The organism is Flavobacterium sp. GNP008, from assembly GCF_056428965.1.
In genome coordinates, this window is the sequence record NZ_JBWJVL010000004.1 from 18,149 (window position 1) to 37,710 (window position 19,562).

General features: G+C 32.5%; 19 protein-coding genes. 9 read left to right on the forward strand and 10 right to left on the reverse strand.

Annotated features, from left to right (window positions below; all coding sequences use genetic code 11):
- The first annotated feature begins 24 nt into the window (after positions 1-24).
- Together smpB and AC0608_RS12010 are read left to right on the forward strand one after the other, a co-directional pair.
- On the forward strand, positions 25-477 hold the full coding sequence (gene smpB, locus AC0608_RS12005; RefSeq protein WP_417959686.1) for an SsrA-binding protein SmpB: 453 nt from the start codon (positions 25-27) through the stop codon (positions 475-477).
- A 74-nt stretch (positions 478-551) separates the two neighbouring features.
- Positions 552-1,601: a Fic family protein gene (locus AC0608_RS12010; protein ID WP_478289213.1), complete on the forward strand. Its 1,050-nt coding sequence runs from the start codon at positions 552-554 to the stop codon at positions 1,599-1,601.
- Positions 1,602-1,627: 26 nt separating this feature from the next.
- Here AC0608_RS12010 and AC0608_RS12015 read toward each other — a convergent pair whose 3' ends face one another.
- Entirely contained in the window at positions 1,628-2,269 is a 642-nt protein-coding gene (locus AC0608_RS12015; RefSeq protein ID WP_478289214.1) for a protein-L-isoaspartate(D-aspartate) O-methyltransferase, read from the reverse strand.
- A 144-nt stretch (positions 2,270-2,413) separates the two neighbouring features.
- Here AC0608_RS12015 and AC0608_RS12020 point away from each other — a divergent pair, with 144 nt between their 5' ends.
- From AC0608_RS12020 to AC0608_RS12050, 7 genes are all read left to right on the forward strand, one after another.
- Positions 2,414-3,379 carry a Gfo/Idh/MocA family protein gene (locus AC0608_RS12020; protein ID WP_478289215.1) on the forward strand — a complete coding sequence of 322 codons (966 nt, stop codon included), beginning with the start codon at positions 2,414-2,416 and terminating at the stop codon, positions 3,377-3,379.
- Positions 3,380-3,462: 83 nt separating this feature from the next.
- A complete protein-coding gene (locus AC0608_RS12025; RefSeq protein WP_478289216.1) occupies positions 3,463-4,350 on the forward strand; it encodes a 3-hydroxyacyl-CoA dehydrogenase family protein in 888 nt (295 codons plus the stop codon).
- Positions 4,351-4,430: 80 nt separating this feature from the next.
- Positions 4,431-5,651 carry a DUF1015 domain-containing protein gene (locus AC0608_RS12030; protein ID WP_478289217.1) on the forward strand — a complete coding sequence of 407 codons (1,221 nt, stop codon included), beginning with the start codon at positions 4,431-4,433 and terminating at the stop codon, positions 5,649-5,651.
- A gap of 31 nt (positions 5,652-5,682) precedes the next feature.
- Positions 5,683-6,336: a YggS family pyridoxal phosphate-dependent enzyme gene (locus tag AC0608_RS12035; RefSeq protein WP_478289218.1), complete on the forward strand. Its 654-nt coding sequence runs from the start codon at positions 5,683-5,685 to the stop codon at positions 6,334-6,336.
- Between the two features lie 70 nt (positions 6,337-6,406).
- On the forward strand, positions 6,407-7,768 hold the full coding sequence (locus tag AC0608_RS12040; RefSeq protein ID WP_478289219.1) for an exonuclease domain-containing protein: 1,362 nt from the start codon (positions 6,407-6,409) through the stop codon (positions 7,766-7,768).
- Positions 7,769-7,794: 26 nt separating this feature from the next.
- Positions 7,795-8,712 (forward strand): tRNA (adenosine(37)-N6)-dimethylallyltransferase MiaA, encoded by a 918-nt coding sequence (gene miaA / locus AC0608_RS12045; RefSeq protein ID WP_478289220.1) that lies wholly within the window; start codon positions 7,795-7,797, stop codon positions 8,710-8,712.
- A 51-nt stretch (positions 8,713-8,763) separates the two neighbouring features.
- Positions 8,764-9,504 carry an acyl-[acyl-carrier-protein] thioesterase gene (locus AC0608_RS12050; RefSeq protein WP_417990127.1) on the forward strand — a complete coding sequence of 247 codons (741 nt, stop codon included), beginning with the start codon at positions 8,764-8,766 and terminating at the stop codon, positions 9,502-9,504.
- Between the two features lie 56 nt (positions 9,505-9,560).
- Here AC0608_RS12050 and AC0608_RS12055 read toward each other — a convergent pair whose 3' ends face one another.
- From AC0608_RS12055 to coaBC, 9 genes are all read right to left on the reverse strand, one after another.
- On the reverse strand, positions 9,561-10,277 hold the full coding sequence (locus AC0608_RS12055; protein ID WP_113634522.1) for a response regulator transcription factor: 717 nt from the start codon (positions 10,275-10,277) through the stop codon (positions 9,561-9,563).
- A gap of 3 nt (positions 10,278-10,280) precedes the next feature.
- On the reverse strand, positions 10,281-11,864 hold the full coding sequence (locus tag AC0608_RS12060; RefSeq protein ID WP_417959672.1) for a sensor histidine kinase: 1,584 nt from the start codon (positions 11,862-11,864) through the stop codon (positions 10,281-10,283).
- Between the two features lie 59 nt (positions 11,865-11,923).
- Positions 11,924-12,520: a dephospho-CoA kinase gene (coaE, locus tag AC0608_RS12065; RefSeq protein ID WP_478289221.1), complete on the reverse strand. Its 597-nt coding sequence runs from the start codon at positions 12,518-12,520 to the stop codon at positions 11,924-11,926.
- Positions 12,517-13,518: a glycosyltransferase family 2 protein gene (locus AC0608_RS12070; RefSeq protein ID WP_417990129.1), complete on the reverse strand. Its 1,002-nt coding sequence runs from the start codon at positions 13,516-13,518 to the stop codon at positions 12,517-12,519. Before AC0608_RS12070 ends, coaE begins: the two co-directional genes overlap by 4 nt.
- A 125-nt stretch (positions 13,519-13,643) precedes the next feature.
- The gene (gene fabV, locus AC0608_RS12075; RefSeq protein ID WP_417990130.1) at positions 13,644-14,834 is read right to left on the reverse strand and encodes an enoyl-ACP reductase FabV; all 1,191 of its coding nucleotides are present in this window, start codon (positions 14,832-14,834) and stop codon (positions 13,644-13,646) included.
- Between the two features lie 69 nt (positions 14,835-14,903).
- Complete coding sequence (locus tag AC0608_RS12080; RefSeq protein WP_478289222.1) at positions 14,904-15,617, reverse strand: DUF6563 family protein; 714 nt, start codon at positions 15,615-15,617, stop codon at positions 14,904-14,906.
- Between the two features lie 71 nt (positions 15,618-15,688).
- Positions 15,689-17,341 carry a DNA repair protein RecN gene (gene recN / locus AC0608_RS12085; RefSeq protein ID WP_478289223.1) on the reverse strand — a complete coding sequence of 551 codons (1,653 nt, stop codon included), beginning with the start codon at positions 17,339-17,341 and terminating at the stop codon, positions 15,689-15,691.
- Between the two features lie 41 nt (positions 17,342-17,382).
- On the reverse strand, positions 17,383-18,267 hold the full coding sequence (gene porD / locus AC0608_RS12090) for a type IX secretion system protein PorD (RefSeq protein WP_478289224.1): 885 nt from the start codon (positions 18,265-18,267) through the stop codon (positions 17,383-17,385).
- A gap of 70 nt (positions 18,268-18,337) precedes the next feature.
- Complete coding sequence (gene coaBC, locus AC0608_RS12095; protein WP_478289225.1) at positions 18,338-19,555, reverse strand: bifunctional phosphopantothenoylcysteine decarboxylase/phosphopantothenate--cysteine ligase CoaBC; 1,218 nt, start codon at positions 19,553-19,555, stop codon at positions 18,338-18,340.
- Between the last annotated feature and the right edge of the window lie 7 nt (positions 19,556-19,562).

Sequence of the window (19,562 nt, forward strand, 5' to 3'; positions counted from 1 at the left end):
TAATTTTTGTTACATTTGCAAACTATGCTAAAAACAATAAATATATTCAATAAAAGAGCCAAATTCGATTATGAAATAATCGAAACCTTTACTGCTGGTATTGTTTTGGCGGGGACCGAGATAAAATCCATACGTTTGGGAAAAGCAAATATTACTGAGAGTTTTTGTGAGTTTAGTAATAATGAGCTTTTTGCGATTAATACCTATATTGAAGAATATACATTTGGCAATCAGTTTAATCACAAAGCCAGAAGCGAACGAAAATTGCTTTTGAAAAAAAAAGAATTAAAAGGCTTGCTAAAAAGTGTTCAAGCCAAAGGATTAACAATAGTTCCACTGAAACTGTTTACCAATGAAAAAGGGTTGGCCAAACTCCAAATTGGTCTTTGTAAAGGAAAAAAAACCTATGACAAACGAGAATCCCTTAAAGAACAGGACACTAAACGTGATCTTGACAGAATAAAAAAATCATTCTAAATTAAAAGTAAGGTTTTTTTTGATTAAAATACAATGACTTTATTTGTCAAGACTTTATTTAGTATTTCAATACAATGAAAACACTACTCAAAAACGCAAGAGAGCTAAAAGGACTTAAAACAAGGGAAGTGGCACAACTTCTGGAAATAGATCAGGCCTTGATCAGTAAATTTGAGAGTGGAGGCAGAAAACCCACCAGAGAACAAATTATAAAGTTAGCATCGCTACTGGAAATTGACTTTGAAACAATCATGGTCGCCTGGCTCAAAGAAAAAATTATTCATGAAATTGGCCAAGAGGAGTTTGCACTAAAAGCATTATTGCTTGCTGAGGAAGAAATTAGGTATCAGAACAAAGTTGTAAAGCAAAAAATATCTACAACTCTACAGAAAATAATAGATGAAATAGACATCTTAAAATCAAAACTGGATTCTTTTCATGAATTTGATAGTTATAGAATTACTCGGACGCTAGAATTAGAATACACCTTTGAGAGCAACCGTATCGAGGGAAACACAATGACTCTTCAGGAAACGGATTTGGTTATCAATGAAGGTTTAACTATTTCTGGAAAAAGTATGCGGGAACATCTTGAAGTGATTAATCATCAAGAAGCTATAGCTTACATAAAAGATTTGACGCAAAGAAATAGTTTTATAAATGAACGCGAAATACTATCTATCCATACTCTTATTGTAAGGGGGATTTACCCGGAAGATGCAGGTCGGTATAGAAAGGTGCAAGTTCTGATTCAAGGAAGCAGCCACATACCACCACAACCTCATTCTGTTGCTAAAGAAATGGACGCTTTTTTTATTTGGTATGAAAGCCATAAATCAAGTCTTCATCCGATTGTTTTGGCTGCAGAATTGCACGAACGTTTAGTGACAATTCATCCCTTCAATTATGGAAATGGAAGGACTTCACGCTTAGTCATGAACTTGATCTTATTGCAACATGGGTATGAAATAGCCACTATAAAGGGAGATTATGATACTCGAATACAATATTACAAAGCACTGGAAACAGCCCAAACTAAAAGCAATAATGAGGATTTTTTAATATTCATTGCTCAAAAAGAAAAAGAAAGCTTACAACGGTATCTAACCTGTATTGACCAATAAAAACCAATTACCTACGAGTTTGTGTTTTAATTTTTATCTTCTAGTAAAGGAACAAATCGAAACTCTCCAAATTCATGTTTTTCAAATTGAGTTTCATTTTTCCTAATTAGCAAAGTCATAATCTGCACCTCTTCTCCTAATGGTATAACGAGCCTTCCGCCTATTTTAAGCTGTGCCATCAACGGCTGAGGAATAAATGGAGCACCTGCAGTAACAATAATACTATCAAAAGGAGCGTAACTAGGTAATCCTTTGTATCCATCTCCAAAAGAAAGATGCTTTGGACGAATCCCTAACTTTGGAAACAAAACAGACGTTTTTTTAAATAATTCATTTTGTCTCTCTACACTAAATACTTTTGCTCCCATTGTGCACAAAACTGCAGTTTGATATCCAGAACCGGTTCCGATTTCTAAAATTTTATGTTCTTTTTTTACTTCTAATAATTGAGATTGAAAGGCTACTGTATAGGGTTGTGAAATGGTTTGACCTGCACCAATAGGAAATGCTTTATCTTGATAAGCATAATCTTCAAAACTGGAATCCAAAAATAAATGCCTTGGAATCTTTTTTATCGCATCCAAAACACTTTTATCAACAATCCCTTTTTGTTCTAAAATGGTTACTAATTGATTGCGAAGTCCTTGATGTTTGGCTGTGTCTTTCAAAATTTATTGTTTTATTTTGGTAAAAATAGAAAACAATTTCTGAATTCAAATGTTGGATTTTAATTTTTAAATTAACTGAATAATTGTCTCGCATCAATAATAGATTAATCATTTTATTGCTATTTTTGTAAAAATTACATCATTATGCTGAAAATTGGAGTATTAGGTGCTGGTCATCTAGGAAAAATACATTTACGTTTATTGCAACTATCTGATAAATATGAATTAGTGGGCTTTTATGATCCTAATCAAGAGAATGCGGAGAAAGTTTCTAAGGAATTTGGGTACAAACACTTTAGCACAATCGCCACTCTTATTCACGCAGTAGATGTTATTGATATTGTTACCCCAACACTTTCACATTACAAATGTGCCAAAGTAGCTATAAAGTCTGGCAAGCATGTTTTTATTGAAAAACCCATTTCAAATACGGTGGAAGAAGCCGAAGAAATTATCGCCTTGGCTAAAGAATACAAAGTTAAAGGTCAAGTTGGACATGTAGAGCGTTTCAATCCGGCATTCATTGCTACCAAAAACATGATCGAAAACCCTATGTTTATTGAAACCCATCGTCTTGCTGAATTTAATCCTCGCGGGACTGATGTTCCTGTAGTTTTAGATTTGATGATTCATGATATCGATGCGATTCTAAGTGTTGTAAATTCTAAAGTAAAAAACATAAATGCCAGTGGCGTTTCGGTTATCAGTGATACACCAGATATTGCCAATGCCAGAATAGAATTTGAAAACGGATGTGTGGCCAATTTAACGGCGAGCCGAATTTCTCTTAAAAACATGCGTAAATCTCGTTTTTTCCAGAAAGACGCTTACATCTCGGTTGATTTCTTAGAAAAAAAATGTGAAGTGGTAAAAATGAAAGATGCTCCGGAAGTTCCCGGCGATTTCGATATGATTTTACAAAATGCGGAAGGCGTAAAAAAACAAATCTATTTCTCCAATCCCGATGTAGAACAAAACAATGCTATTCTTGACGAACTGGAATCATTTGCTGATGCGATACTAAATGATACAAAACCTGTTGTAACATTGGAACAAGCAACGGAAGCATTAAGAGTGGCATACCAAATTATAGATTGTTTTAAAAAGTAAATAAAAATTCGTTTGAAGTTTAAGGTTTAAAGTTGCTCAAGAGAACTTTAAACCTTAAACTTTTAAACTTTAATCCAAAAAATATGAAAACAATAGCCGTAATCGGAGCAGGAACAATGGGTAATGGGATTGCCCATACTTTTGCCCAAAGTGGTTTTACAGTAAAATTAATAGATGTTTCTGAAAAATCTTTGGATAAGGGAATGGCAACAATCGCTGCCAATTTAGACAGAATGATTGCAAAAGGGAACATAACCCAAGAAGACAAAGCTAAAACGATTACCAATATTATAACCTATACGGATATTAAAGATGGTGTTGTAGGTGTCGATTTAGTGATTGAAGCTGCAACCGAAAATGTAGCATTAAAACTAAATATCTTCAAACAATTAAACGAAACTTGTTCCCACACTACCATTTTGGCAACCAATACTTCTTCCATTTCTATTACACAAATTGGAGCGGTTGTAACACATCCAGAGCGGGTAATAGGTATGCATTTCATGAATCCGGTACCAATTATGAAATTAGTGGAGATCATCCGTGGTTACAATACTAGCGACGAAGTGACTAAAATTATCATGAATCTTTCTGAGAAATTAGGAAAAACTCCCGTTGAAGTAAACGATTATCCGGGTTTTGTTGCCAATAGAATTTTGATGCCCATGATTAATGAAGCCATTGAAACATTATACAACAAAGTGGCTGGTGTTTATGAAATTGACACCGTGATGAAACTAGGTATGGGCCACCCTATGGGACCCCTACAATTAGCTGATTTCATTGGTCTTGACGTGTGTTTGGCTATTCTAAATGTAATGTACGACGGTTTTAAAAACCCAAAATATGCGCCTTGTCCATTACTTGTAAACATGGTTCGAGCCGGAAAAATGGGTGTGAAATCTGGTGAAGGTTTCTACGATTATTCGGAAAGCAAAAAAGCAGAGAAAATTTCTAAACAATTTATATAGTCTCTAATGTTTAAAAGTCGAGAGTCTAAAGTCAATTACTGTAAACTCTCCGCTTTTGGCTTTTAATTTTTGACATAATTATGGCTAAAATAGTACCTTTCAAAGCAGTTCGTCCTACTCGTGATAAGGTTTGTCTTGTCACTTGTCGTTCTTATGAAGAATATGTAAATGCGGAATTAGCAGCACAATTGGATTTCAACCCATTGTCTTTTTTGCACATTCTAAAACCAGCTTATACCAATCAGGAAAGTGTTTCTTTTGAAAAAAGATACCGCCAAGTACATCAAAAATATGAGGATTTCAAAAACGAAATCATTTTGGTTAAAGATAAAAAACCAGCAATTTATATTCATAAAATTGTAACTAAAACGCAATCTTTTACCGGAATTATTGTTGGTACAAGCGTAGCGGATTATCGCAACAATGTCATCAAAAAACACGAAGACATTATTGCCTTCAGAGTCCAATTACTCAAAGATTATATGAAATATGCGGAGTTCAATACAGAACCTGTTTTGATGACGTATCCTGATAATAAAACAATTGAAAACTGGATTTTTAACTGTACTCAAAAATTAGCCGATTTTGAGTTTTCAACTACCAAAAAAGAGATTCATTACTTGTGGAAAATTGAAGATCCGTTAGAGATCAATTGGCTTCAAAATATTTTTGAAAAAACGGAGCGTCTTTACATTGCAGATGGACACCATCGTACGGAAGCCTTGAAGTTACTAAGTGAAGAAAACGATAATCTAGAAAACACCTCCAAAAATTATATCTTAAGCTATTTAATTTCCGAAAACAATGTCAAGATATACGAGTTCAATCGGTTGGTAAAAGATTTAAACGGTTTTTCCAAAGAGGATTTCATAAAGGAGTTAAACAAGAATTTCATTGTTGAAAATAAATTCCAGCAACCTTTTAAGCCTTCTCAAAAACATCAATTCGGAATGTATCTGGATAATACATTTTATAGTTTAATGCTCCGAAAAGAAAATCAAATTTTCGATACCGCATTGGAGCGTTTAGATACCCAAATTTTATATAAAAAAGTGTTGCTGCCCATTTTAGCAATTGAGAATTTACGCGATGACGAACGAATCGAGTATCTATCGGGGAAACAATCTGTATTAGAGATGAAGCACAAAATCGACCAAGGAGAATTTGAAATCGGTTTTGTTGTATTCCCTTCCAATATTGAAGAAATAAAAGCGTTGGCTGATGCCAATTTGATAATGCCTCCAAAAAGTACGTACATTGAACCTAAATTCCGCAGTGGATTGGTGGTGTATGAACTTTAGGTTTAATACCGATTTAAAATCAAAACAAAAAATGTCAATACAAAATAATTTACTTTCAATAAAATCTTCTTTACCTGAAAATGTAACTTTAGTTGCGGTTTCAAAAACCAAACCTGTCTCTGACTTAATAGAGGCTTATGAGGCTGGCCAACGCATTTTTGGAGAAAACAAAATCCAGGAAATGGCTGAAAAATGGGAACAAATGCCAAAAGACATCCAATGGCACATGATAGGTCACGTTCAAACAAATAAAGTCAAATTTATGGCGCAATTTGTGAATTTAATTCATGGAGTGGATAGTTTAAAATTATTGCAGGAAATCAACAAACAAGCCCAAAAACAAAATAGAGTTATCGATTGTTTATTACAAATTCATATTGCTGAAGAAGAAACTAAATTTGGTCTTGACGAGGAAGAACTTACTTCACTCTTCGCCTCAGATGTATTTATGGAAATGAACAACATACAAATCATCGGGTTAATGGGAATGGCTACTTTTACAGATAATAAAGACCAAATCAAAAAAGAATTTACTCATTTAAAATCGATTTTTGATCAATTCAAAATTCAAAATTCACAATTTACCATTCTTTCTATGGGAATGTCTGGAGATTATCCGCTTGCAATTGAATGCGGAAGCACCATGGTTAGGATTGGAAGTAGTATCTTTGGAGGAAGAAATTGATTTTTATTTAAAATTTGAAAACTTCTATTAAAAAACTGATTACTAAAAACTGAACACTGAATACTGAAATTTGTACGCAATACTAGACATAGAAACCACTGGAGGACAATTCAACGAAGAAGGGATCACTGAAATCGCTATCTATAAATTTGATGGCCATGAAATTGTTGATCAATTCATTAGTTTAGTAAATCCTGAAATACCAATTCAGCCTTTCGTAGTAAAGTTAACTGGAATTAACAATGCTATGTTAAGTTCTGCCCCCAAGTTTTTTGAAGTAGCCAAACGCATTATTGAAATGACAAACGACTGCGTTATTGTTGCTCATAATGCCTCTTTTGATTATAGAATACTACGAACTGAATTCAGACGATTGGGATATGATTTTGAAGCAAGAACACTTTGTACGGTTGAATTATCAAAAAAATTATTGCCGGAACAACCTTCCCATAGTTTAGGAAAATTGGTCCGTGCGCTTGGAATCCCAATGGCAGACCGCCACAGAGCCAGTGGCGATGCTTTGGCAACAGTTAAATTATTCAAAATACTTTTAGAAAAAGATCTAGAGAAAGAAATTGTAAAAGATTTTATTAAACTGGAAATCGAGAAAGGGATTGCGCCAAAACTAATGGATATCGTGGCTAATTTACCCGCAAAAACGGGTATCTATTACATTCACAATGAAAAAGGAAATCTGATTTATATTGGCAAAAGCCGTAATATAAAAAAGCGAATCAACCAGCATTTTACCGGGACTACAACTAAATGCAAGAAAATTCAAACCGAAGTTTTTACAGTAACTTATGACGAAACCGGGAGTGAATTAATCGCCTTATTGAAAGAAAGCGAAGAAATAAAAATCAATAAACCCATCTATAATAGAGCACAAAGAAAAAGTGTTTTTCAATTGGCTTTGTATGCTGAAAAAGACGAAAAGGGATATCTTAATTTAAAACTTCAAAAAGCAGACGGACGAAAAAAAGAAATAACCTCTTTTACATCCTTACAAGAAGGTAAAAATGCTTTATTCAGAATTACTTCCCATTATAATTTATGTCAAAAGCTAACCGGCTTATACACTTCTAAAACAAACTGTTTTCAATACAGCATAAAAGAGTGTGACGGTGCTTGTATTGGCGAAATTTTACCTGAAGAATACAATGCCAGAGTGGCTGCGTTTATAGAAAAAAACAGTTTCGAAAATCAAAATATGGTACTTATCGACAAAGGACGAACCATTAGTGAACGCTCTGCCATTTTGATTGAAAATGGGATTTATAAAGGCTATGCTTTTTATGATTTAAACTATCAAATCCACAATATCGAAATTTTGAGGAATATAATTATTCCAATGCAAAACAACCGTGACACCCGCAATATTATTCAAAGTCATGTTAGAAGAAGTACCACTTTAAAAGTGATTAAATTTTAAAGCTATTCAAGTTATTTATAAAAAACATGAAATACTTAATAACCATTCTTGGGCCTACAGCAATAGGAAAAACTTCCCTAAGTATTGTATTAGCGAATTATTTTCAATGTGATATTGTTTCTTGTGACAGCAGACAATTTTTCAAAGAAATGACCATTGGAACCGCTGTACCAAACAAAGCCGAATTAGCAGTAGCTACTCATCATTTTATACAAAACAAATCTATATTTCAAAACTACACCGTTGGGGATTTCGAAAAAGAAGCGATTGCAAAACTTGATGAATTGTTTTTGACAAATGATTATGCAATTCTTGTTGGCGGTTCCGGATTGTATGTTGATGCTATTTTAAAAGGTTTTGATGAATTTCCCGAAATACACACAGCAGTACGTGCTGAGATAACCACAAATTACGAAAAACTAGGAATTGGTTATTTACAACAAAAGCTTGAAACTTTGGATCCTGACTATTATAAAAGTTTACTATCCGAAAATCCGCAAACGTTGCAAAATCCACAACGAATGATGCGTTTTGTAGAAGTCTGTCTTGGATCAGGCCAAGCATATTCCTCTTTTTTAAATCAAAAGCAAAAAAGTAGAAACTTCACTCCTATTCTAATTGGTTTAGAAGCGGATAGGAAAATAATTTACAATAGGATAAATCAACGTGTTGACATAATGATGAGTGAAGGACTTTTAGCCGAAGCAAAAACCTTATTCCCTAATAAAGAGCTGAATGCCTTACAAACTGTGGGTTACAGAGAATTATTTAGCTATTTTGATAGAGAAATTTCATTAGAATTTGCAATTGAAGAAATCAAGAAAAACACTAGACGGTTTTCCAAACGACAGTTGACTTGGTTTAAAAGAAATGAAAATACCAAATGGTTTGATTTTCAAACTCCGTATGATGAAATTGTTGCTTATATCAATTTTAAAAAGTAGATTTTACACCTATAAACACAAATTTGTTATTCTTAATTCATAATTATTCAAATGCCAATAGCAACAAATTTCACTTCTGTCCTAAGTAAAGATTGGGAAATTAATTTTACGCAATGTGCACCAAACGGTTTTTTAAAATATACTGATTTGTGCAACATACTTCAGCTCACGGCAGCAGCACATTCAGAAATTGGGGGCATTAGCTTTACCGATATGCAAGAATTTGATCAAGCATGGGTGTTGAGCAGAATGCGCGTTGAGATCACCCAATTGCCTAAATGGGGCGATACTGTAACCGTAACAACATGGATTAATTCTTTAGAGAACTCTCGCTCAGTACGGGCATTAGAAATGCATATAAACGGAGAGAAAATTGTGGGTTCTGAGACTTTTTGGGCTGTTTTTAACACTAAAAAACGTCGGCCGGAAGGATTGGCTTTGCCGTTCAAACATTTTGAATTATATCCCGAAAAAAGAGCCACTCAAGAAGGTTTCTCTAAAATTAATTTCAATCATGACAAAGAAATCGTTTTTGAAAAAAAAGTGTTTTTATCCGATCTCGATATTGTAAATCATGTCAATAATGTAAAATATCTGGAATGGTGCTTAGATCTGATTGACTCTAAATTGATTCTAAATCAAAAAATTGAAAGTTTTGAAATGAATTTTTTAAAGGAATTATCCCTAAAAGACAATGTCACCATTCACGAAAGTATTTCGGAGAGTAAAACTGTTTTTAGTATTACAAAAGAAGACAAAACGAGTTTTGCGCTACAATTGAACTGGAAATAAATCCTTACTTTCTTGTCAACAAAAAGCCTCAATTTCTTGAGGCTTATCTTTTTTATTTATTCGGCTACTTTATTCTTAACCACTAATCTAAATCCTTCTCCATGGATGTTTAAAATTTCAACATCTTCATCTAATTTCAAATACTTTCTAAGCTTAGCAATGTACACATCCATACTTCTCGAAGTAAAATAATTATCATCCCTCCATATTTTCGTCAAAGCTAATTCTCTTGGCATTAAATCATTTTCGTGAAGAATCAACATTTTTAATAATTCATTCTCTTTTGGAGATAATTTTATTGGCTCTTCATTATTAAATGTTAAAAAACGAAGTTTTGAATTCAAATGGAATTTACCGATATTAAATTCAAATTGTACTTGTTCTGCTTTAGTATCCGATGATTTTCTTTGAATTATTGCTTTGATTTTCATCAACAATACTTCAGAATCAAAAGGTTTATTCAAGTAATCATCAGCACCAGCTTTATATCCTTTCAACACATCTTCTTTCATAGATTTTGCGGTCAAGAAGATTATAGGCACTTCATTATTTTTTTCTCTGATTTCTTTAGCTAACGTATATCCATCTTTATAGGGCATCATAACATCCAGAATACATAAATCAAAAGTATCTTTTTTGAATTTTTCAAATCCTTCCATTCCATTTTTCGCCAAAGTGACGTCAAAATCATTTAGCATTAAATAATCCTTTAAAACCGCACCAAAATTAAGATCATCTTCGACTAAAAGTATTTTTTTATTTACATTTTCCATATTCTAATTTATTAATGGTAATTTTATTATGAAGGTACTCCCTTTTCCCTTTTCACTTTCTACATAAACTTGACCGTTATGGTCGTCAACAATTCTTTTTACATACGCTAAACCCAACCCGTGCCCTTTCACATTGTGAATGTCACCTGTATGCTCTCTGTAAAATTTTTCAAAAATTCTTTTCTGAGCTATTTTACTCATCCCAAGTCCTTTATCTTTTACTTTAATAATGATCATATCTTTGATATTTTCAGTAAAAATCTCAATTTCTGGCACGTTTGGAGAATATTTTATAGCATTCTCCAGAATATTCACAATGACATTCGTAAAATGAACATCATTAATTAAAACAGTAGTTCGTACAGCATTAAAACGACTTACAATTGATCCTTCTCTGTCTTCTAAAATTAAATTCACGTGCTCGATTGCATCGTTTATAATATCATGAATATTATGTGATTCTTTAATGATATTTAATTCTTTCTTTTCTAATTTAGAGATCCGCAATACATTTTCTACTTGTGCATGCATTCGCTTATTCTCATCTTTAATCATTTGAAGGTATCGCAACACCTTCTCTTTATCGTCAATTATTTTTGGATTTCTAATGGCATCCAGCGCTAAATTAATTGTTGCAATGGGAGTTTTAAACTCATGTGTCATATTATTGATGAAATCATTTTTAATTTCAGATATCTGACGTTGACGTATTAATTGATTCAAAGCACTTGAATAAGCAATTAAAATAATTAATGTAAAAATGATAGAAAGCACGGTTATACTAACCAATTCAGATAATAAAAATTTCTTTTTGTGCGGAAATGTAACCAATAATTGGTATTTACTATTTCCTTCATTATCTGAAAATACTGGAATCGAATAGGTGGCATCCTTATCGTATTTAAAACCATTCGATTTTACTTTAGTAGCTAAATTGTTACTGTATATACTAAACTCAAATTTAGTGTTTACACCCGATTCTTCTAGTTCTTTTTTTATAAGTTTACTCAATGTTTCTTTTGAAACTCTTTCCTGAATGGGTAATACAGAAGCGAAATCTTTATAAAATATTTCAAAGGAAGCATTGTCTAAAACATCTAAATTACCAGTTTTTTCAATTCTTACATCTGGTATTAAACTTTGAGTAACACTAGATTTGTCAATAGAATTATTATTATAAACTTCTGTAACCCGCTTGGAACTAAAGCTTTTAAATTTCTCACTATCAAATTTTTTATCAAAGAACGTAGGGGAAATATTATAATCCTCAGAAATTATACTATTTGAATATATTATTGTTTTATTAGTTCTTGGATTTTTTTGAACATAATAAAATTCTAGAATGTCATCTTTTTTAGGTACTTTCCCAGTGCTGTCTTTATAGTGATTTATTTTGTCATAAAAATTATATGCTTCTTGCTTTTGAACCTTATCAGCCACATTACCAATAACTTGCTTAACATGAAATTTAAACTGTTCGTCATTATTTTTGAATGAAGTGTTAAACCAATACACCTGAACCAAAATTATCCCTATTAAGGATAAGCTCATTAATAAAACAAGTAATTTAAAAAAAAGTTTATTCATCGAAACAAATTTAGTATTTTAACAATATATTAAATAATAGATTAACCAAACATTAACACCTATGTGTGTTTTTGTTTAATCTTTAAAATTTTAAGAATTCGATCTACATGTAGTTTTGCAGTTTCTTTAGCAATATTTTCGATAACAAAATCACTTTTTGAAATGCGTTTTTCATCAGTCCATTGTGCATTTATTTTTTTCAAAACAAGTTCAAGTGTAGTTTTATCACGTTTTATAACACGCTGAATTCTTGTTTCTACTGGTGCAGTGACAGTAATAATAAGATCGCAATTTTTATTACCACCGCTTTCAAATAAAATAGCAGCTTCATAAATGATGTAAGGGACATTTTTATGGTTTAAAAGCCATTGCTCAAAATGCTTTTTTACCGCGGGGTGAACAATATTGTTAAGTTTTTCTAATTTATCTGAGTCATTGAATACAATTTTTGCCAGTTTTTCTCTATTCAATATCCCATTTTCAAAAATGGCTTCGCCAAAAGCACTTATAATGGCATCAATAATTTCCGGAGATTCCATAATTTTCCTTGCTTCATCGTCTGCTATATAAATTGGAATCCCAAAAGATTTAAAATACTTTGCAATTGTTGTTTTTCCACTTCCAATACCGCCTGTCAGACCAATAATTTTTGTCATATTATTTTGAAAAATAATTCTGGAAAAGCATCTTTAGGAGACTGTTTCAAGATGATCACTTTATAATAGGATTTTATAAAACCTATTCCATATCCATAAAATTGCTTCCAAACAGCTATTAATGATAAATAACCTATTTTAATACTTTTGTGCTGATATGAAGATACTAAAAACAGTACCAAAAAATAACTAAAATACAACTGAATCAGGTAATCAAAGTTGAACAACAATAATACAATTGAAGTAAAAAATCCAACTATAAATACCGATGGAAAGAAAAAAGTTAGTTTATTATATTTTGGATACCAACTGTTCAAAATAGGTCTTGCTTTACCAAATTTATTTACCTGAAGAGAAAACTTATCCCAATCGATTCTTCTCTTATGATATACATAAGCATTAGAAAACAGTTTGGTTTCAAAACCCAAATTCCACAAACGAATTGATAAATCAGGATCTTCTCCAGGATGAATATTCCCAAACCCTTTCGACGCTTCAAAAGCTTTACGAGACAAACCCATATTAAAACTTCTGGGTTGAAATTTATCGATTTTTTCTGAACCACCTCTAATTCCACCTGTGGTTAAAAAAGAAGTCATTGCAAAATTAATTGCTTTTTGAATATCTGAAAAACTGTCTAAAGCCTTGTCAGGACCTCCAAAACAATCTACATAGTTTTGTTTTAAAGCATTATCCACTTCTGTCAAATACTGTGCTGGAATGATACAATCCGAATCAAATATGATGAAATAGTCACCCCTGGCTTTTTTCATTCCATAATTTCTGGAATCTCCCGGTCCTGAATTCTCTTTATAGTAATAGGAAATATCAAGTCGGTCTCCATATTTTTGAGCCACATCCTTGCAAACTAGAGTAGATCCATCCTCCACCAATACAATTTCAAATATTTCTTTATATGTTGAATGAGAAAGGCTTTCTAAAAGCTCATCGACTTCGTCCGGACGATTATAAACGGGTATGATTAGTGAAAAAAACATAAATTCAGATGTGGTATTGATGTGTATTTTTAGACTTATAAAATTTTAACAAATATAATCTTTATCCATAAAAAAACCATCAACTATTAATTGATGGTTTACAAATATTTTATTTATTGAACTACTTACGCTATACTTTCAATATGAACTACTTCATTAGTATCAGCAGTATAATCAATTCCATCCACTCCAAAACCAAATAGATTGTGAAAATCTTTTCTATAACCTTCTAAATCGCCTATTTCTAGTAAATTTTCAGTTACAGCTTCAATCCATAGTTTAGCTATTTTTTGCTGAACGTCAGAGCGCATTTCTAAATCATCTATACGAATTCTTCCTTTCTCATCAACAGGAACTTCATTTCCGGTATACAATCGTTCTTGGTACAAACGCTGAATTTGCTCAATACAACCTTCATGAATTCCTTCCTCCTTCATTATTTTATACAACAATGAAATATACAATGGAATCACTGGAATGGCCGAACTTGCTTGAGTAACCAAGGCTTTATTAACCGATACAAATGCTTTTCCTTTAAGTTCCGCTAAACTTTCAGTGATTGAAAATGCAGTTGCTTCAAGATGATCTTTCGCACGACCTATAGTTCCTTTTCTATACACAGCCTCAGTCAATGATGGCCCAATATATGAATAAGCTACAGTAGTAGCACCAGGAGCCAATAAATTTTGAGCTTTTAACGCATCAATCCACATCGCCCAATCTTCGCCACCCATCACAGCAACGGTATTTTCAATGTCGTCACCACTACAAGGTTCAATAGAAATTTCAGAAACTTTTCCAGAATGAAAATCAACCGTTTTATTCGTAAAAGTACTTCCAATAGGTTTCAAAACAGAACGGTGCAATACTCCTGTTGTAGGATGCATTCGAACTGGTGAAGCCAAACTATAGATAATTAAATCAACTTGCCCTAAATCAGCTTTGATTAAATCTAATGTTTGCTGCTTTATTTCATTCGAAAAAGCATCTCCATTAATACTTTTCGCATACAAACCTGCTTTGTGTGCTTCCGTTTCGAAAGCCGCAGAATTATACCATCCTGGTGAAGCCGTTTTTCCTTCAGAGGGTGCTTTTTCAAAGAAAACGCCAATTGTAGCTGCATCAGAACCAAAAGCACTTGTAATTCTGGAAGCCAAACCAAAACCGGTTGAAGCACCAATTACTACTACTTTTTTAGCACCATCAATGGGACCTTTTGATTTGATGTAATCGATTTGATTTTTAACATTTTGCTCACAACCTTTTGGGTGTGATGTTGTGCAAATAAATCCTCTCATTCTAGGTTCAATAATCATAACTGTCTTTTGTTTCCGTTTTATATTGTTGGACTTGTTTATTCTTTAATTCAAAAAAATATAAATATCTTAATTAATAATTTTTCTAATATTTTCTCTTACCGTTAATATGTCTATTTTTTTATTTTTACATTCTATAGTGTCGACTTGGTAACTGGATAAAAATTCATTGAAATCTTTACAGTCTTTTAAAACATTAAATTCCTTTTTAGTGATATCAAATACAATTCCTTTCAATCTATTCATTGAAGAACCTATTGCACCTCCAATTGCACCACCACTTCCATAAGCCATTCCCTTTGACCAACCATTTGCCAGTGCTGCTTCTAAATATAGAAACTTACCTGATTGTAGCACCCTATGATATGAATTTGGATTATCCCCTACTTCACTCTTATCCCCTTTCATTGCATATTTACTGAAATATTTTTGTTGTATGTAGAGATTTCCATTCAGTGATACAGCAAAAACTCCTGTCAATTTAGTTTCATCTGCAATAGTATATAGAAAAACATGATCAACAATAGAATTTTTAGGAATCAATTTTTTTTCAAAACCTATGATTTCTCTTCGTTCAACCGGGTTATGTTTAGTATTCTTTTTATTTATAAAGTCTTCCAAAGTATTATAGAAACCCTCCGGATAATCACTCACTGAATACACATAATTATGGGCGACACCTCCAATAACTGCTTGATTAGAATCTAAAACTTGCCCAAAAGAAGCATTAATAAGAGAAATATAAATGATACTTACTACTGCGATAGTTTTTTTTAAATACATATTCTATTTTAAAATATAAAATTTAATTAAATTCGTGTTAATTGTATTAGAAACAAATATAATTTAAAATATTAGTTCAACAAAGCTTTAGCATGATTTAAGGCCGAATCAGAAACGACTGTTCCGGATAACATTTGGGCTATTTCAACTATACGTTCATCCTCATTTAAAAGTTTCAGTTCAGATTGAGTATCCTCACCAACAGTGGATTTAAAAACCTTGAAATGTGCATTGCCTTTAGCCGCAATTTGTGGCAAATGGGTTATAGCAAAAATTTGCATTGCCTGACTCATATCTTTCATAATTTCTCCCATTCTAATAGCAATTTCACCAGAAACACCTGTATCTATTTCATCAAAAATCAGTGTTGGCAATTTTGAATATTGGGCTAATATTGCCTTTACAGCCAGCATAATTCTAGACATTTCACCTCCGGAAGCGACTTTTTTCAATAAACCAAAATCCGTTCCTTTATTGGCTGAAAATAAAAACTGAAGCTCATCTTTCCCGTTTTTAAAATACGTTTCAGTTGTTAAAAGATCCATTTTAAATCGCACATTAGGCATTCCTAACGTTTCTAATATCTCAATTAATTTTTGAGACAAAACTGGAATAGATTCCAATCTATAATTATGAATTCTAATCGAAAATGCATCTAAATCACTTGTTTTTTGTTCAACAGAAACAGTGAGCGATTCAATTTCTTCTTCTATATTCCCTAACTCTAAAACTGAATTCTCCATATTAACTTGGATTTTCAATAATTCATCTACAGATGAAACCTGATGTTTCTTTTGCAAATTAAAAATCAACTGAAGCTTTTGACTAACTAAATCCAATTGCTCTGGATCATTAACTAGTTTTTCGGAACAACGATTCAACTCACCTAAAATATCATCAAACTCAATTGTTATGCTCGTAATTCTTTCTAATAAGGAATGATATTCCGTGGAAAAAGATGCTGTTTTTTGTAGTGAAACCTTAATTTCATTCAAATTATGCACTACACCGATTTGTTCTTCATTGGCTATAGCCAAAGACCTATCGATAGATTCTTTTATAATTTCAACATTATTTAACTTGTCAAAATCAGCTTCAAGAACTTCTTGTTCACCGAGCTTTAATTTTGCTACAATCAATTCATCTAATAAAAAAGTATTGTATTCCTGTTCTTTTTTAGATTCTCTTTGTATTTGCAACAGTGCATTCAATTTAGATTTATCTGCTTTATAACTTTTTAAAAGTAATTGATACTCCAGAATCGTTTCCTTGTTATTTGCAATAGCATCTATGATATCAAATTGTACACTTTCATCAGAAAGTTCCTGAGTTTGCTGCTGGGAATGAATATCAATTAGAAACAAGCTTAATTCCTGCAATTCTTGAAGATTTACGGGACTATCATTTACAAAAGCTCGAGACTTACCCGAAGGCAGAATTTCACGTCTAATTATTGTATCATTCTCATAGTCTAAATCATTTGACTCGAAAAAAGAGGTCAAATTATACTTTGAAATTTCAAAATGTGCTTCAATTACACATTTTTCTTCCTTATTTTTCAATGAAGTCAAATCGGCTCTTTTTCCTAATACCAGCCCTAATGCGCCTAAAATTATTGATTTACCAGCACCAGTTTCTCCGGTTATTGTGGAAAACCCTTTTGAAAAATCGATAGTCAATTTTTCTATTAAAGCATAGTTTTTTATTGAAAGTGATGTTATCATTTACTATATTATTTTTTGGGAAAAGCTAAATTGAAGACTGGTTAATATTGTATAGAAACCCATTTACTTGAGTTCAAAGGAGAAATTTTATTCAAATTATTGACTAAATCTGATATCGTAATACTAGGTCCACCAGAAAATATAGATACTATTTCATCCGATTTTGTATCGAAAAACACACGTGCTAAAAAAGCATTTGGTCGGGTGGCATTTAATTTTGCCAGATTAATTAACGATATCTTAATTTTTTCTTTCGAAACTTTTAAATCCTGGCTCATCAAGTCTAATCCAGAATGATAATCGAACATAGTTTGTCGGACTTGTTTGAAAGTTGGAGATAAAATATCATTTATTAAAAAATAGCGATTTTGATTTCCATCGGCTTGACTCCATCCCTTTGAACCGCCTTGCTGAGCTACACTTGAAATGTTTTGAGCGATTTCAAAATTAGAAGTACCAGAATCAGCGACAAAAGTGTCCGCATCCATTCCTAAAATCACATAACTGTAAAAAGAAAGTACCGATATTAGGTTAGAATCAAACGTACTGGGATTAAAAATTAAATTTTCGAACTCGGTGTACTTAAAATTAAAGTCTTTATCATTATAATTTAACACCGGCGATGAATAGGAGGAATTAAAAACCGGTCTGGCGGACTGAACTTGAATAGTAGCCGTAAATTGATCTGAACTGTTAGCAGACACCGTAATATACATTGAACAATTGATCTTTTCACTTTGCTTTACCACTTGACCTGTCCAATCGGTTTTATTTACAAACTCGCTTATGGCTGTTTCTAAAGTTTTAAAAACTTGCTGATTTGTCACGCTCAGCCTTTGGGAGTCTACCGTTACCACACAATTTAATTGTTGTGCTTGAGCAAATCCAAAAATAAAAAGCAGCAAAAAAATAATTATTTTATTCATCCGTAGATTTCTATTTTTTATTCATTTTGTCTCACTTACAACAGCTATAAGTGATCAATAAACCATTTCTCTAGTGTTGAATCCCAAAATGAATTATCACTTTATTTAAAATATCATCAGCAACTGCCTCTTTAGATTTTAATTCCATAGGTTCAATAATGAAATTTTTATCAATAAAAGTTACTTTATTAGTTGCTTTCCCAAAACCAGCACCAGGATCTTGCAACGAATTTAAAACAATCAAATCTAAGTTTTTTTTCTGAATTTTCAGCTTTGCATTTTCAATTTCATTTTCTGTCTCTAATGCAAAACCAATCAAAAATTGTTTTTCTTTTTTAGCCCCTAAAGAAGCTAAAATATCTTTTGTCTTCACAAGTTCGATTGTAAATTCAGCTGCAGCCTTTTTTATTTTTTGCGCTTCTGTATGTTTCGGTTTATAATCTGCTACAGCTGCTGCCGCAATAGCAACATCAACGTCTGCATAAAACTGATGACATGCATTGTACATTTCTTCAGCCGAAACTACTGGAATAACAGTGATTAATGGATTTAAAACTTTACAATTTGTGGGCCCTGAAACTAAAATTACTGTAGCCCCAAGATTAGCAGCGCTTGAAGCTATATCAAAGCCCATTTTCCCCGAAGAGTGATTCCCAATAAAACGAACAGGATCTATGGCTTCATAAGTAGGCCCAGCAGTAATTAGTATTTTTTTTCCTTTAAGTGGTAATTTGCTGTTTAAATCTGCTTCAATATATGCCACAATATTCTCAGGCTCGGCCATTCTACCTTCTCCGGATAAGCCACTTGCCAATTCGCCTGTTTCTGCAGGAATAATTATATTCCCAAATCGCATCAAAGAAGAGAAATTAGCCACGGTTGAGGAATGTTTATACATATCCAGATCCATTGCAGGCGCAAAATACACAGGACATTTAGCAGACAAATAGGCAGCAATCAAAAGGTTGTCACAACTGCCATTGGTCATTTTAGACAACGTATTTGCCGTTGCAGGAGCAATTACCATTAGATCGGCCCAAAGTGCTAAATCTACATGATTATTCCATTTCTCATTTTCATCATCTTGATTATAAAAACTGGAATGTACCGGGTTTTTGGATAATGTAGATAGTGTTAGCGGAGTTATAAAATCCTTAGAAGCAGGTGTCATTATCACTTGGACATGTGCACCTGCTTTTATGAAAAGTCGTACTAATGATGCTGTTTTATACGCTGCGATTCCACCAGAGATTCCTAGTAAAATTTTCTTACCGTTTAAAACTGACATAGCATTA